We start from the raw sequence: 15,638 nt of genomic DNA, 5'->3' as shown, positions 1-15,638 counted from the left end.
ATCGTCGATTACTGCTTACTTTTTATATAGGCTTCTGACGTTTGGTAATAACGCGACAAAAATCAAGGCAACGGCGAAAAACATGTAAAAACTATGCAACCAATGAACAGCATGGAGAAAGGCCATTTCTACCTGTATCCAGATAACAAGCGCAAACGCAACATAAAGGCTATAGGTCCACGACCAATGCATATCAGTGTAGAAATTTAGTCGCTCGGCAATTTTGCAGGCCGGCTTTTTTAGCAAAGCGAAAACTAGGATACAGGGAGCCAGTCCCAGAACCACAAATAAAATGATTCCGGGTATCAGGAAACTGGTAAAGGGCGACCTGTCCAAAATGGATAGTGGCATTCCCATCAACTTGCCGGTGGGAGAAATGATCAATACGAAACCTCCTCCAATTGCCCCTAATCCGAGAAACGCTAATAGAATCAGGAGGATATTTCTGGGTATTGTCGTTTCCATGAGTTTCTCTCTTTTTGATGTTAGAAAAAGAAATCCTTCAGCCCAACCGCAACCAGGCTGATGGTGAATAGACCACCTAATAGTAGGCTGATATTCAAGGTATTAGATGTCCCATTTCCAGTTGCGAATTTCGGGCATGTCTTCCCCATTTCTGGTTATGTACTGCTTGTGTTCAATGAGTTTATCGGTCAGCATTTGCTTCAGGTAAGACCCCTTATTGCCCAACTGAGGCAGACGGTCCAGTACGTCCATAACCAGATGGAAGCGGTCCAACTCGTTCAGTACCGTCATGTCAAACGCCGTTGTAATGGTGCCTTCTTCCTTATAACCCCGCACGTGCATATTGGTATTGTTGGCGCGGTTGTAGGTCAGCCGATGTACCAGCCACGGGTAGCCATGAAAGGCAAAAATAACGGGCTTGTTTTTCGTGAAAAGAGCATCGTAATCTGCATCGTCCAGGCCGTGGGGATGTTCGGTGTTGCGCTCTAATTTCAGTAAATCAACCACATTGACAACCCGGATTTTAAGGTCGGGCAAATGCTTTCGTAGAATAGAAACAGCTGCCAGTGTTTCGAGCGTCGGCACATCCCCACAGCACGCCATCACCGCGTCTGGCTCAACGCCTTCATCATTACTTGCCCAGGCCCAGATACCAATACCTTCCGTACAATGTTTGAGGGCAGCGTCCATGTTTAGCCATTGAGGGGCTGGGTGTTTGCCCGCCACGATCACGTTCACATAATGCCGGGAGCGCAGGCAGTGGTCCATTACCGAGAGTAGGCAGTTCGCATCCGGCGGTAAGTAAACGCGCACGATGCCCGCTTTTTTGTTGATCACGTGATCCATAAAGCCGGGATCCTGGTGAGTAAAGCCATTGTGATCCTGCCGCCAGACGGTGGACGTTAAGAGGTAATTCAACGAAGCAATCGGTCGACGCCAGGCTATCTCCTTCGTCATTTTCAGCCACTTAGCGTGCTGATTAAACATCGAATCGACAATATGGACAAACGCTTCATAGCTGTTAAAAAGGCCATGCCGTCCGGTAAGAAGATACCCTTCCAGCCAGCCTTCGCATTGATGTTCGCTGAGCATTTCCATGACGCTTCCAGTGGGTGCCAGAAATTCGTCATTGACGGCGGTCTGAGCATCCCACTGGCGATTTGTAGCCTCAAAAACAGCTTCCAGACGATTTGACAGGGTTTCGTCAGGACCAAATACTCTAAAATTGCGCGGTTCCTGATTCAGCTTTATTACATCCCGCAAAAAACGCCCAACCACTTGTGTATCACTTGCTTCGGAGGTCCCCGGCGATGGTACATCGACCGCGTAGTCGCAGAATTCCGGCATGTGTAAATCACGCAACAATAAGCCGCCATTGGCCTGTGGATTTGCTCCCATACGCCGGTTGCCTACGGGAGCCAACTCCGCTAATTCCGGCAACAGCCGCCCCTGCTCATCAAAAAGTTCTTCGGGTTTGTAGCTTCTCAACCAACTTTCCAGTTGAGCCAGATGTTCGGGTGGTGTCGTCGCCGATACGGAGAGCGGCACCTGATGCGCCCGAAAGGTGCCTTCGTTGGACAGACCGTCAATAACTTTAGGGCCTGTCCAGCCCTTAGGAGATTTTAACACAATCATCGGCCAGCGGGGGCGTGTCGTATTGCCCTGTATTCGAGCGTCTTGCTGAATCTGTTTGATTTGTGTGATGGCCTTGTCTACCGTAGCCGCCATAGCCTGATGCATCAAGTCTGGGTCGTGCCCTTCTACAAAATAAGGTGTCCAGCCGTAGCCACGGAGTAACTGGTCCAACTCCTCGTGCGTGATGCGGGCCAATACCGTTGGATTGGATATTTTATAGCCGTTCAGATGCAGGATGGGCAGCACGGCCCCATCGGTGACCGGATTGAGAAATTTGTTGGAGTGCCAGGCCGTTGCTAGAGGGCCCGTTTCTGCTTCACCATCGCCGATAACACAGGCAACGACTAACTCCGGGTTATCGAATACCGCCCCAAAGGCGTGACTAAGTGAATAGCCCAACTCGCCCCCTTCGTGAATTGAACCGGGTGTTTGGGGTGACGCATGACTCGAAATTCCGCCGGGAAAAGAAAACTGGGTAAATAGCTTTTTTAGTCCGGCCTCGTCCTGACTGATGTTCGGATAAACGTCGCTGTAGGTGCCTTCGAGGTAAGTGCTTGCTACTACCGCCGGACCGCCGTGTCCGGGTCCGGAAATGTAAATCATGTTGAGGTCATATTTTTTGATGACCCGATTGAGATGCGTATAGATAAAATTTTGCCCCGGCGTGGTGCCCCAATGCCCCAGCAACATGTGCTTGATGTGGGCTAATGTGAGTGGTTCGCGCAACAACGGATTGTCGTGTAGGTAAATCTGACCAACCGATAGATAGTTGGCGGCTCGCCAGTAGGCGTTAATTTTTTGGACTAACTCAGGCGATAACGGCGTATCCGGCTGGCTCTCCGTTTTTGGTTGTAGATTGATAATCGTTTCCATTAATTGAGTTAGTTACAGTCTGTTGTGTGTTAATGACGTTTGGGCTATCAGCCAATTCTTACTGTAAACTTCCTTCAGAGGATTGGGGGTTTTTCAACATCCGGCAGACCGTTTGGGCAATCATCCACTCCTCATCGGTAGGAATGACGCGGACGGTAACCCGACTCGAAACCGTAGAAATCACGCCCGTACCCGTACTGGCCGCATTTCGTTGATCGTCCAGAGTAATGCCTAGAAATTCCAGTCCACGACATACGCGGGCCCGGATTTCGGCAGACTTCTCGCCAATACCCCCCGAAAAAACCAGTGTCTCCAGTCCGCCCAGTACAGCCGAGAAAGCGCCAATCCATTTCTTGGTTTGATAACAAAACAGCTCGACGGCTTCAGCCGCCCGCACGTCAACCGCCTGGTGATCAAGCAGATCGTGCATGTCCGAACTAGTTTCCGATACGCCGAGTAAGCCGGATTCGTGATTGATAAGGTGATTGAATTGGGCGGGCGTCAACTTCTCCGATTGCATTAGGTACCAGGCTACTCCCGGATCAAGGTCGCCCGGTCGAGTGCCCATCGGTAAACCGGCGGTTGGCGTAAAGCCCATACTCGTGTCTATACTTTTGCCTTCCCGGATTGCTGCCAGACTTGCTCCACTACCCAAATGCGCCAGAATAACCCGGCCTTTAGCGGCCTCAGTTCCGGCTATTCGGCTGAGTTCTTCTAACAGATAAGCATACGATAAACCATGAAAACCGTATCGCCGAATTCCTTTCGCATCGAACCGTCGCGGAATGGGTAATAGCTGGGCAACGCGTGGCATCGTCCGGTGAAAAGCGGTATCAAAGCACGCAATCTGGGTCAGGTTTGGGTGGCGTTTTTGGAATGCTTCGATTAAGTTGATTTCGCTAGGCAGGTGATCGGGATCGTAGGCGCTAATGCGGTGTAATTCAGCCACTAGCTGTTGGGTGATACGTTCAGGCTCCTGGTGCTCCATGCCATGAACGACCCGATGCCCAATCGACTTAATTGAGTCGAAAATAGGTTGCTTTTCGAGCCAGTCTATCAGGAAATTCACCGCTGATGTATGATCGGTGGCATTTATAGCGCAACTCGATAGCTGATTAGTAGATGGGTCGTTAAAGGTTAACGTCGTATCGGGCAGGCCAATTCGGTCAATGTGGCCGTAGAGTCCTCGTTTCGGCAATTCACCAACCGCATATACCGCGAATTTAATGCTTGACGAGCCTCCGTTGATGGTTAAAACGCTTTCTTTAGGCGAGGTCATAGCTGGTCAGTTTTACGTCTATACTCACCCCAGTGGAGTTTAATCCTGCACTTGTAGCCTGTAGTTAAATAATAAGTCGTTGATCATCAGGAATTTATTCAACAACGACGTAATCCTCGGATAAGTGTTGCTGTGGTAGTTGTCCCTGTTCAAGATACGTCAGGTTGTTGAGCGTCGTGTGGGCAATCTGCTCCATAGCTTCCTGCGTAAAAAATCCCTGGTGAGAGGTGACCAGCACATTTGGTAAATGCGTCAGTGCGTTCAGATCGGCATCGGGCAGGTATTTATCCGACCAATCGGCGAAAAAGAAATCATCTTCCAATTCGTACACATCTATGCCCAACGCGCCCAAATGACCGCTTTGCAGGGCTTCCAATACGGCAGGCGTATCCAGTAACCCACCCCGGCTGGTATTAATCAGATACGCACCGGGTTTCATTAGGGCCAGTGCAGAAGCATCGATCAGGTGATGCGTTTCGGGTGTTAATGGACAATGTAACGATAGTACATCCACTTTTGCCAGTAATTCATTTACCGGCAGATACTCCACACCAAGCTGTTGCAACACCGCCGACTGCATCTTGTCATACGCGACTACATGGCAACCAAAACCGAGCATGATGCGGGAAAACGCAGCCCCGATCTTACCCGTGCCGATCACACCAACCCGCTTGCCGTAGAGATCAAAACCCATTAGACCATCGAGCGTAAAGTTGTTTTGTTTGGTACGCTCATAGGCTAAATAGGTCTTTCGGTTCAGAGACATCAGTAGGGCAACGGCGTGTTCGGCGACGGCGTGGGGTGAGTACGTTGGCACACGCAGAACACGGATGCCTAACTGCTGAGCCGTTGGTACGTCTACCTGATTATAGCCCGTACAGCGCAGGGCCACCAGCCGAATGCCCTGATCTGCCAGTGCCTGAAGCGTTGGACGGGTAAGCTGGTCATTGACAAATACGCATATCGCCTGATGTCCAGCGGCTAACGGAACCGTTTCTGGCGTCAGTTGCTGAGATAGAAACGTTAACTGATGTCGGTGATTGCTGTTAGCAGCTTCCAGAAAGGGCTGTTCGTAAGGGTGGCAACTAAAAAAAGCGATCTTCATACCAGTCAGTTTTTGTTGAAAAAGAGTAAATCACTTTGTTGTGAAACAAGAGACAAGCCCATACATTTCTGCGCGAAGTTTAGACTACAGATAATAGCGGAAGATCAGAAAGACGGGCCATACGTTGCGTTTCGCCTTCAGAAACTAACTTAAGGAGCCAATTGCGCATCTGCGGCAGCATTATAATCAAGTCGGCTTTGTTCGTGTGAGCAAAGGTGATTAGCGTGTCATAAATTCCTTCTCCAGACTCGATAGTCAGGGTGTGGGGCTGCTGATTTAATAACCGCCGGATATGTTCAGCCTGCTGCCGCGTGTCGGTATCAGTAGGTTTGTCGCTGATGCATAGTATATTAATTACACTACCAAACGACCGGGTGAAATGCAACACCGTGTCCAGAGCTACTGCATTTGGGGGCGTTGCCAGATCGATACCCAACACTACATTTTTTAGGCCGTCGTAGGTAATGCCCGGTGGAATCAGCAGGAGCGGCACTTCTGTTTCAGCGACCATTTCGGTGGCAAGACTTCCCATCAACTGCGTACTGTCCGGGGCGGTGCCAACTGTAGACATGATAAGCAGATCAGCGTGTTCAGCCGTTGATACGCTACGAATAACATTCATTGCATGGCCTTCCTGCGCGATGCATCGAATCGGTACTTCCTCTCCCGGTAATTCATTTAACTCCTTGGCCAGCCTTCGCAGGGCTTTTTCGCTACTTTCCCGTGTAGCTTCCACTGACAGGGGGAAATCACCCGTTTTAGCCGGATTGTCGGGCCAGACCTGGTAGGCATGTACTAAAATTAAACTGGCTTTCTGGTCATGGGCGAGTTGCCTCGCGAAGTGAGCTGCCCGATTGGCGTTGTGTGAAAAGTCGGTAGCAAGAATAATCGTTTTCATAACTAACTCTTTGTTAAGGTGTGATTGGTACGTTTATTTTGCCAGGTATCCACCATCAACTGGATAATACGATCCTGTAACGAATGACGCTTTTGCGGAACTTAACCAAATCACTAATTCGGCGACTTCTTCTGCTTTCCCCAGGCGGCCAATGGGGTGAAGGCTAACCAGTTGCTCTTTAACTTCTGTAGATAACTGGCTCAACAAAGGCGTGTCAATGTAGCCCGGTCCAACGGCGTTTATCCGAATGCCCTTCGGTGCGTATTCAATGGCGGCTGTTTGCGTTAGTCCGATTATACCGTGTTTTGCCGTTACGTATCCCGGCGAACCGGGTGTTCCAACCTGACCCAGTATAGAGGCCATATTCACAATAACGCCCGCGCCCTGCGTGAGCATTACTTCTAACTCGTACTTCAGGCAGAAGAAGACACTATTAAGGTTTACATTGATGATCTGATGCCAGCCTTCCAAACTATAGTCGGCGGTCAGATTCATTTCTCCTCCAATACCTGCGTTGTTACAGGCAATGTCGAGAGAGCCAAATGCCGAGACTGTTTCCTGCACCAGTTGCCGACACTGGGCCGAGTCGCTAACGTCAGCTTTAAAGAACCGAGCGTTTGCCCCAGTAGCGGTTATTTGTTCCACTACTTGTTGCCCCTGGACTTCGTCGATATCTGATACCATGACATTAGCTCCGTGCTGGCCATATAGCAGGGCGATGGCCTTGCCAATACCCGAAGCGGCTCCGGTTATTAGAGCCGTCTTCCCTTGTAAGTCTTTATCCATTAAAAAATTAATCGGTAAGTAAATAATGAAAACAAGTAGCCGTGCCAGTTAAATTCTAGAAGCCGGCGTAATAGAATCAGCGCGTTGTTCGCCAGTGTTGTGAATCAGACCGACGGCCTTAAGGATTGCTAAATGATATGTTGTAAAACAAGTTTAGCTTGGGATCGACCGACTATGATGCCAAAGGAGAAATCCTTTATAGGACTTAGGTTGATTAAGCCAGACTTGGGTTTATCCCGCACGTCAGCTTGTTTGGTAGGTCAAAGTAAGCTAAAGCTCATTTGAACTAGTATGATTTAAGACACCTGTTAAGTTGATAAAAGTCAGCTTTTTGACGTATTAAGGCATATCAATAAGTGGAAAATTCATCAGCCAGACACAAAACCGAAGGGAGCGTACCTGGCTGATGAATTTCGTCAGCCGAAATTGGCCGAAGAGTTACTGGCAACATGATTTTAGGTATGTCAGATTTAGCCCTGCAAAAGGATAGATTTTTTAATTGACCTAATCATACGAGTCGGTAAAACGACTTAGTAACGGGTATTTTTGTACTTTTCAGCCATGCTTTATACGCCCGACCAAACTGCTCAACTGCCCGCTGAAGGCTTTCGGTATTTGCTCACGTCGCTCGATGATCACGTCCTGACAATCACGCTGAACCGACCCGAAAAAAAGAATGCACTTAATACGCTGATGCTGGTCGAATTCGCCTTTGCATTGGCGTATGCGCATTATGCCACAGAGGTTTGGCTGGTAGTACTGGCGGCTTCTGGTGATACCTTCTGCGCCGGGATGGACCTGAAAAGTTTAGCACAGCCTAGCTCTGATGGTTCAGGATTCGAATCGGTTTCGACTGGTGATCGGGAGTCCATGTCAATCCCTGAACCATCGGGACCGGTTCGGCTAGGTGAACTGATGGCGGGTTTGCATAAGCCGTGTATCGCCCGTGTGCAGGGGAGCGTTTATGCGGGCGGATTCTTGCTGGTAGGCGGTAGCACCTATGTCGTTGCGGCTGATGCGGCAACGTTCAGTTTACCAGAAGTGAAGCGCGGGCTGTTTCCGTTTCAGGTGCTGGCTCTTTTGCTTGACATTATGCCCGCCCGTTCAGCGCTCGACCTTTGCCTTCGCGCTCAAACTCTTACCGCCACTGATGCGCTAAAAATTGGTCTGGTAACTAATGTTGTGCCTATCAATGAGCTGGATAGAGCCATAACGCGCCTGGCAGATGAACTAAAACAGGTTTCGCCCACGGCAATACAGTTCGGTTTACAGGCCTATCAGCAACAGAAAAGCTTACCGTCAAACAAGCAGCAAGCGTTTCTGTACGAGCAATTTAGTCAACTACAACAAACGTCCGACGCCAAAGAGGGCATGGCCGCTTTTCTGGAAAAACGAAAACCGACGTGGGGAACCAATAGATAATGCGGAACAGGGCGTGAGGTTGAAAACTAACTACAGTTTTCAACCTCACGCCCTGTTCCGTTACCGCCTAAAAAGTGTTTACTTTTCTCCCGGATGATACGTCTTTTCAACATGCTGACGAACATCTTCGGGGTAAAACCAAACATCTTTAAATTGCCCTTCGCAGTACATAGGAGCCTGATCCGTGAAATGCTGCGTGCCTGGTTTGCTACTCTGCCCACCCGTAACGACCGAGCGCGCTTTTACTTTCTTGCCAAATTCCACAACGGCTACGAAACTATTACCAACATTTCCGTAGCGTTTTTTTGTGCCGGGATACGTTTTTGCGCCGTAAGCCGCCAGTGATCCCCAGGCTGAGGGTGTAAAGCCAACGGGAATACTTGGTTGTTGGTCGTCGTATGTTTCCTGAATTTTCCCGGTTAGTCGTTGGTAACGATTAATGTCTCCCCAGGGCGTTTTCCAGGTGCCAAAATCGCGGGTTAGTTCGTTTAAAACTTCGGTGAGTGTCGTCACCTTTTCCTGCGGAGACGTATTGCTACCGACAAAAGCCGCTAGACTTAAATAATCGAGTCGTTGATCGGCGGGAACCCGGCTGCGAGCAAGCCGTTGTATTTTTTCACCCCACAAGACCGCCAGCGTCGTTCCAACTGACGTTTTTCCGTAATTCTTGTCCCAGGTCTGAAGTGTTTTAATTGCCTCTGACAAGTCCTTGGCTTTATTAACCGAATCGCCGGAAACTGTTTTATAGGCGGCCAGTAAGGGTGGAATCAAGTCATCGAATGCGGCTAGATGTGGATCGTTAGCCGCCGAAATTAACGTATCGAGAGTGAAAGTTGATTTATGACTTAACACATGGGCGGCATTGATACCTCTATAATTTTCGGCATCCGGTGCCATATATATTGGATACTGGCTTTTCACCGGGCTACTGCTGCCTGAGACGGTGAACGGGGTAGAGTTGCAATTTTGAATCCAGCCAGTAGCCGGGTTATGAACCTGAACGATCTCTTTAACCGAGTGCAATCCTTTCCATTCGGTCGCTGGATTGCTTCCGTCAACAGGTTGGCTCCAATCAAATTTGGTATCTCGTTTGGGCATGAAATTGCCGTGCCAATAGGCGATGTTACCGTCACGATCAGCAAAAACGGTATTGTTAGACGCATTCCCGTTGAGTCTCATCACTTCCTGAAAACTTGCATACCCTTTCGCTTTTGTGCGCAGATATGACTGTTCCAGTGCGTTCAAGGGCGTATTCATCATATCGACGGCAATCCACTTGTCGCCTTTCTCGCCAACAATAGGGCCGTGTTGCGTCCAATACAGGGTAAACTCTTTGTATTGAATTCCATTGCTTGACTTATAAGGGAGTCGTATCTTTTTTGTCCGAACAGGTTTGAGCGCATCTCCATATCGGTAATAAAGAACATTGTTTTTCTTCTCAATCGTTTCCAGATACTCATCCATCGAGTCGGCACTGCTGGATGTGTGCATCCAGCCGCAGTTCTCGTTAAATCCCTGATACACAAAGAACTGTCCCCACGTAACGGCACCGTAGGTATTCAAGCCGGTAGTGCTAACCATATGCACCTCCGACCGAAAATAGAACGACGTATGCGGATTGATCAGCAGCAACGCATTTTTCGTAGCACTTTTGGCTGGGGCAATCGCGAATCCATTTGAGCCGACAGGTTCACGTTCGTACTTGTCGAAATCGTTAATCCAGGAGGTTTTGCGTTGCTCGTAAAAATCCTTCAATCGGTCGGTCGATACTACACTGATATTCCCACCAATACTGCCTTCGCTAAACATCAGGGGCATCCAGGGCTGAAACCGTTTCAATAATTTGGGCCTGACGTTTGGATGTGTGTGGAGATAATAGTTCGTGCCATCGGCAAACGCATCCAGCAAATTCTTCATCCAAATCGGACTTTTTTTGTAGATAGCAATCGCTTGTGTCGTGTCCATAAACAGGCGCGCCCGCAAGTCATGATACAGGGCCGATTCTCCTTCTACTTCCGCTAATCGTCCTATCGAGGTAATATAGTTGTCTTCAACGCGATCAAAATCATCTTCGCATTGGGTAAACAACAGCCCGAAAACGACGTCAGCATCCGTTTTGCCATAGATATGCGGAATGCCCCACGTATCGCGGGTGATAGTAACCTGCTTCGCTTGTTGTTGCCAGCGGGTTACTTCGGCCTGACTAAAGGATTGCCCTTGTACAAAGGTTGAATTCAGGAAGACGATCAGGCTTAAAAATAAGTAGATCGACTGCGATGTAAAACGATTCATCAAAGAGGAATAAAATGAAGTGAACGGAGAACCAATAAATACTAGCGAATTCGTTTAAAGTAGCCTGTGTCAGAGGGTATTAGCGAAGGGCCGAAAATCGTTTTGGCGCTACCCGATGATGAGTTTCCTGTTCGTAGGCATACGCCAATCGGATTAACGTTGGCTCATCGAACAGACGTCCCAAAAACTGAATACCGGCGGGTAAATCGCCCGTGGTGAAACCCATGGGAATGGTGAAAGCGGGCTGGCCCGTACTTGGAGCAATCAACTGACTGTTATCCCCTTTGTAGCCCTGCGCATCGCCAACTTTGGCGGGTGGATAATTCCAGGTTGGGTAGATAAGCGCATCGACATGTAGCCGATCCATTTCGGTTTCAATGGCTTTGCGGTAGGCAATCCGGAGTGGATCGGTAAAGGCATCGCCACACGGAATCTCGGGGTGACTAGCCCTGCCCGTATGCGTTTGCTGGTACGTTAGGCGGTCGCGCACAATGTCCGAATAGCCACCTATCCGAATAATATCTTCTAACGTTTTCAGTGAATCCCGTTTGACAAATGTGCGGAGGTACGTTTCGATATCAGTCCTAAAATCGGCGCACCACTGATTGGCCCGCAACGAATCAAATTCAGGGATCGTAACGTCAACAACCTGAGCGCCCATACGGGTCATATCAGCAATAGATTGATCGAAAAGTTGTTTGATTTCGGGATGGATATTCTTGTCACTCACCTGACGCAATACCCCAATTCTGGCTCCTTTCAGGCCATCTTTCCGCAGATACTGGGTATAGTTCTTAGGTACTTTACCCTGGCTATTTTTCGTAATTGGATCGTTGGGGTCGTAGCCAGCCGTGACTTCCAGCAATCGCACCGCATCTTCAACCGTACGGGACATGGGTCCACCCACATCATTTCGGGTATAGAGTGGAATAATGCCGTATCGACTTACCAAACCTAGCGATGTACGAAAACCAGCCAGCGCGTTGTGCGACGATGGACCCCGGATTGAATTTCCCGTATCGGACCCCAACCCGACAGTACCTAAGTTAGCGGCCACTGCTGCCGCCGTACCACCACTTGACCCGGCTGGAACATAGGCTAAATTATAGGGATTAAGTGTTTCGCCCGCCATCGAACTTTGCGAATGCATAGGCGTAAAAGCCCATTCGGCCATGTTCGATTTGGCTAGAATAATGGCTCCGGCTTCACGTAGTTTCCGAACCTGATACGCATCTTCGGTCGGAACAAACCCCTTTAAAGCTATTGAGCCGCCAGTCGTTTGCAGTCCCTTTGTGTTGAAATTGTCTTTTACGATAACTGGAATGCCATGCAGTGGGCGCAGTTTGCCGGTTTTTCGAAATTCAGCATCCAGCGCACGGGCCGTAGCAAGTGCTTCGGGATTCAGGATAATAATTGAATTCAGCTTAGTCGGCTGGTCGTAGGTTCGAATGCGTTCCAGGTAAGCCGTGACCAATTGCTCACTCGTAAGGGAACCTGCCCGGAATGCCCGGTGGATGTCGCTGATGGTGGTTTCAACCAGCTCGAATTTAGTGACGGGCGACGCTTTTGACCGTGACTGAGCATGAGCAGATAGTATCCAGCATGGACTTAGTAACAAGACAAATGTATAAATGTGTAACGGACGAAGGAGACGGATAAATCGCGGCATACGGTATATAGACAGGTATAATCGTATGGCAAAAATAAGATTTCCTGATAGGAATACGCCTATAAACGAACAAGTAAGCTTTATTTATATTGATAATAGTATAAGCGACGAAATAAAGAAAGTTCAGGTATCACAGGCTTCAGGCCATTTTTAGGTCAGTAACGAAACCAAAAACGACCTGAAGTCCATGCTGTGGTGTCAGGTTATCAAACCTGACTAATGAGATTTTGAGAACCTTTGCCATATAGGTTTTGAGAAACCGACACCACTCTAATTTGAATTGGAAAACCTGATACTGCACCAAACTAAAAACGAGTTTAATTGATCGTGCGATCTTTGGTACGCCTTAGGCCAACGTTTTTAAGTATGCCTCCAGACTAATAGGCTCACGGCCCAGTAGTTGTTCCAGCGTTGGAGAAGGTAGGTTAAAATCGTTTTGTTTCATTGCCTCCGCCATACCAGCCAGCATTTTTGCGATTGGTGCCGGGAGATGCTTTTCTAATTCTGTTGTGTAGGCACTGTTAGGAATATCAATATATTCAACAGACTTTCCATTTTGACTCAGCCCATCGGCAACATCGCTGAACGACCAGGCGGTGGTTGCGCCGATGTTGTACACTTTATTGTCGTGTCCTTCGCTGGTTAGGGCATTGGCCAGTGCTTCAGCTATATCGGTGCGTAGCGCGAAACTGATTTTACCGGCACCGGCTGGATAGTGGAGCTTACCCGATTGGGCAGCGTCGCCAAGCACCATTGGCAATATATCCATATAGAGATTGTTACGGAAAATGGTGTACGTCAACCCGGATTCTATAATCAAATTTTCGGTACGAAAATGATCGATGGCGGGCGTAAATAGTGCCGTTGTGGATGGATTTGGGGCACTGGTGTAAAAAATATGTTTGACACCAGCTTCCTTGGCGGCATTAATAACATTGCTGTGCTGATGAACCCGCTCGTCGCCCAAACTTGCACTGGATATCAACAAGAGCGTGTCAACATCGGCCAAGCTTGCTGCAAATGACGCCTGATCGTTGTAATCGCCCTGACGAACTATTACACCTTTGTCGGCAAATTCGGTGACTTTTTGCGGATCTCTGACGATAGCAACAATCGATTCGGGACTTGTTTTGTTGAGCAGAAATTCGAGGGTGGCTTTTCCTAAATGGCCAGAAGCTCCGGTTATTGCGATCATTGTATGGTTGTTTTTGTTAGTTCCTTAGTTACTTTTAGTAACTCAAAGGTATTTCGTAACTTTAGCGGATACAAGAGGGCATTTCATAATACGTCAGGCACATGGACATAACTATTGTTGATTATCAGGAAGATGAGCTGGTAAAAAAGTTGCAAAAAATTTTAGGAGACGTAGATAATGAAGGCGGTACGTGTCCGATTCGCCATATTTTAGCCCGGTTCAGCGATAAATGGTCGACATTATCCATTTTTCATTTGGGCAATGCGGGTACACTTCGTTTTAATGAATTGAAAAAACGAATCGATGGTATTTCGCAACGCATGCTTACCGTAACGCTCCGCACGTTGGAGCGCGATGGGTTGGTATCGCGCCGGATTTACGCTGAAATTCCGCCCCGGGTCGAATACCAATTGACAGATTTAGGTCGCAGTCTTTTAGTACAGATTATTGAACTGGGCGATTGGGCCAGCAATCATAGTAGTCAAATTATGGAAGCCAGAGTTCGGTTTGACACCCGCGAGCACGTGATTAATACAATGGCCATTATGAACTGATGGAGTAAAATTTTGCCAGTATTTTTAATAGTAATTATTTGGTTCAACTAGGAGGCATCTGAGCGTTATAGCAGGTGAAAAATTAGACTGTTTATCGTTCAGTCAGAAGCCAATGTAGCGGGATTTTTTAAGAATGTGTACCCTTGGTTAAATCTGTCGATTTTGTTCGTTTATCCCTTTGTTATCAGCGGGTTGTTATGTATATTTACCTCCCTGATTTACAACAAACAACTAGACTAATGAGCCGGCTTTGGTGTAAAAATTAGAGCCTGGCAACTCAATTCGCATGAAGAAAGGACGTTCTAATCCGAATCAGTTCCAAATTGATTTTCTGGCGGCTTTCCGCCAAATGCTCGTCAGTCTTGGTAGTTCTGAAAACCTGCCTGTCAACGAAAGTCTGTTCATGCGTATGACGGACCAATGGGAAAATACGCGCGCGATACCGGCTGATCTTTTATTCACAAAAAGCCCGGTGGAGGCAATCATTTTCCGATTACAAAAAGCAGAGGTTGATGGCGAAACAGATCGACTGCGTTTTCCTGGTGAACTCATTGCCGGTGAAATTCGCGGAGAGAAAGGACTAACCGGTTTCTCGGCCAAATTTCGGGAGCAGGGCTGGATTATCTTACCCGCCGAACTATCGGCTATGTACAAAAACTTATTTTTGAACATTCTGGCGGCTTCTATCGGACTCGAATATCTCTATCCTGTCCGTAAAGAACTGTTAGCTGAATCCGAACGTGTGGCGTTGGCGGCTATGTTGCCTGAAGCCGAAGTGCGTAAGTTTTTTGGCTTGCGCCTGTCCCGCTTTCCTGATAGTTTCCGTAGCGAAGTCGCCAATTATTTCAATCTGCCCTTTGATTATGTACTGAAACGCGCTAATCACCTGGGCATGGTATCAGAAGAGGTAATTGAAGAGGCTCGTACGCCTACACAGCCATTACGCTCTACTGTGTTGCGTCGTCCGCAAAGTAGTCGGGCTGCGTAGGTCAAATTAAGCGTTAGTTGATTATTGTCAAGCCGGTTAGATACATTCGTTATCTAACCGGCTTTTTTACGCGGTTTGACGTCGCCGAAGCGATGTGAACTAACGATTTTGGTTCTGTACCTACAGTATCCAATTCATTCGGGAGAGCCATTTCTTTATAAACGTTTGATCATGTGTTAATCAAACTACTACCATTATCACGTAGGTTTCTTTAGGGACCAAGACCTTAGAGATATTATTCGTCAAGTTAGTATACATAACAAAAGTAATACTGATCTCATCTACTGATTACTGGGAACCTCCGTTTTTTGTCCTTTTCATAGATTATCTAGTTCACTATCAAGAAGATTAATCGATTTAAAGGGAATTACAGATTATTATTTGGAAGTCAAGTCAATTACGCGCTGTTTTGCAAAACCTATTAAATCAATAGACTATAAGTACTAATACTCTATCTACAACCGGGAGAATAGGGAG

The 15,638-nt window shown here is 47.8% G+C and carries 12 protein-coding genes; 3 read left to right on the top strand and 9 right to left on the bottom strand.

Annotation, left to right across the window (positions count from 1 at the left end; all coding sequences use genetic code 11):
- Nucleotides 1-15: 15 nt before the first annotated feature.
- The 6 genes from ACFS25_RS18265 to ACFS25_RS18240 form a co-directional block, all read right to left on the bottom strand.
- Entirely contained in the window at nt 16-465 is a 450-nt protein-coding gene (locus ACFS25_RS18265) for a hypothetical protein (RefSeq protein WP_381503901.1), read from the bottom strand.
- A 102-nt stretch (nt 466-567) separates the two neighbouring features.
- Nucleotides 568-2,973 (bottom strand): phosphoketolase family protein, encoded by a 2,406-nt coding sequence (locus ACFS25_RS18260; RefSeq protein ID WP_381503899.1) that lies wholly within the window; start codon nt 2,971-2,973, stop codon nt 568-570.
- A gap of 58 nt (nt 2,974-3,031) precedes the next feature.
- On the bottom strand, nt 3,032-4,252 hold the full coding sequence (locus ACFS25_RS18255; protein WP_381503897.1) for an acetate/propionate family kinase: 1,221 nt from the start codon (nt 4,250-4,252) through the stop codon (nt 3,032-3,034).
- A 94-nt stretch (nt 4,253-4,346) separates the two neighbouring features.
- Entirely contained in the window at nt 4,347-5,357 is a 1,011-nt protein-coding gene (locus ACFS25_RS18250; RefSeq protein ID WP_381503895.1) for a 2-hydroxyacid dehydrogenase, read from the bottom strand.
- Nucleotides 5,358-5,436: 79 nt separating this feature from the next.
- Nucleotides 5,437-6,255, bottom strand: coding sequence for a universal stress protein (locus ACFS25_RS18245; RefSeq protein WP_381503894.1), 819 nt, complete (start codon nt 6,253-6,255; stop codon nt 5,437-5,439).
- Nucleotides 6,256-6,288: 33 nt separating this feature from the next.
- The gene (locus ACFS25_RS18240) at nt 6,289-7,041 is read right to left on the bottom strand and encodes an SDR family NAD(P)-dependent oxidoreductase (protein ID WP_381503892.1); all 753 of its coding nucleotides are present in this window, start codon (nt 7,039-7,041) and stop codon (nt 6,289-6,291) included.
- A 561-nt stretch (nt 7,042-7,602) separates the two neighbouring features.
- Between ACFS25_RS18240 and ACFS25_RS18235 the strand changes: the two genes are divergently transcribed.
- Nucleotides 7,603-8,463 (top strand): enoyl-CoA hydratase-related protein, encoded by an 861-nt coding sequence (locus tag ACFS25_RS18235; RefSeq protein ID WP_381503890.1) that lies wholly within the window; start codon nt 7,603-7,605, stop codon nt 8,461-8,463.
- A gap of 78 nt (nt 8,464-8,541) precedes the next feature.
- On the opposite strand, the gene ACFS25_RS18230 is transcribed toward ACFS25_RS18235, so the two are convergent.
- The 3 genes from ACFS25_RS18230 to ACFS25_RS18220 all read right to left on the bottom strand — a co-directional run bounded on the left by ACFS25_RS18230 (nt 8,542) and on the right by ACFS25_RS18220 (nt 13,619).
- The gene (locus ACFS25_RS18230) at nt 8,542-10,755 is read right to left on the bottom strand and encodes a penicillin acylase family protein (RefSeq protein ID WP_381503888.1); all 2,214 of its coding nucleotides are present in this window, start codon (nt 10,753-10,755) and stop codon (nt 8,542-8,544) included.
- A gap of 79 nt (nt 10,756-10,834) precedes the next feature.
- Nucleotides 10,835-12,424, bottom strand: coding sequence for an amidase (locus ACFS25_RS18225; RefSeq protein ID WP_381503886.1), 1,590 nt, complete (start codon nt 12,422-12,424; stop codon nt 10,835-10,837).
- A 346-nt stretch (nt 12,425-12,770) separates the two neighbouring features.
- A complete protein-coding gene (locus tag ACFS25_RS18220) occupies nt 12,771-13,619 on the bottom strand; it encodes an SDR family oxidoreductase (RefSeq protein WP_381503885.1) in 849 nt (282 codons plus the stop codon).
- 101 nt (nt 13,620-13,720) lie between these two features.
- Between ACFS25_RS18220 and ACFS25_RS18215 the strand changes: the two genes are divergently transcribed.
- The gene (locus ACFS25_RS18215) at nt 13,721-14,173 is read left to right on the top strand and encodes a winged helix-turn-helix transcriptional regulator (RefSeq protein WP_381503883.1); all 453 of its coding nucleotides are present in this window, start codon (nt 13,721-13,723) and stop codon (nt 14,171-14,173) included.
- Nucleotides 14,174-14,459: 286 nt separating this feature from the next.
- Complete coding sequence (locus ACFS25_RS18210; protein ID WP_381503881.1) at nt 14,460-15,161, top strand: hypothetical protein; 702 nt, start codon at nt 14,460-14,462, stop codon at nt 15,159-15,161.
- The last annotated feature ends 477 nt before the right edge of the window (nt 15,162-15,638 follow it).

Source organism: Spirosoma flavum (genome assembly GCF_042686045.1).
Classification (GTDB): domain Bacteria; phylum Bacteroidota; class Bacteroidia; order Cytophagales; family Spirosomataceae; genus Spirosoma; species Spirosoma flavum.
Note: the sequence above shows the minus strand (reverse complement) of the source record. Positions and strands in the feature narration are given on the sequence as shown.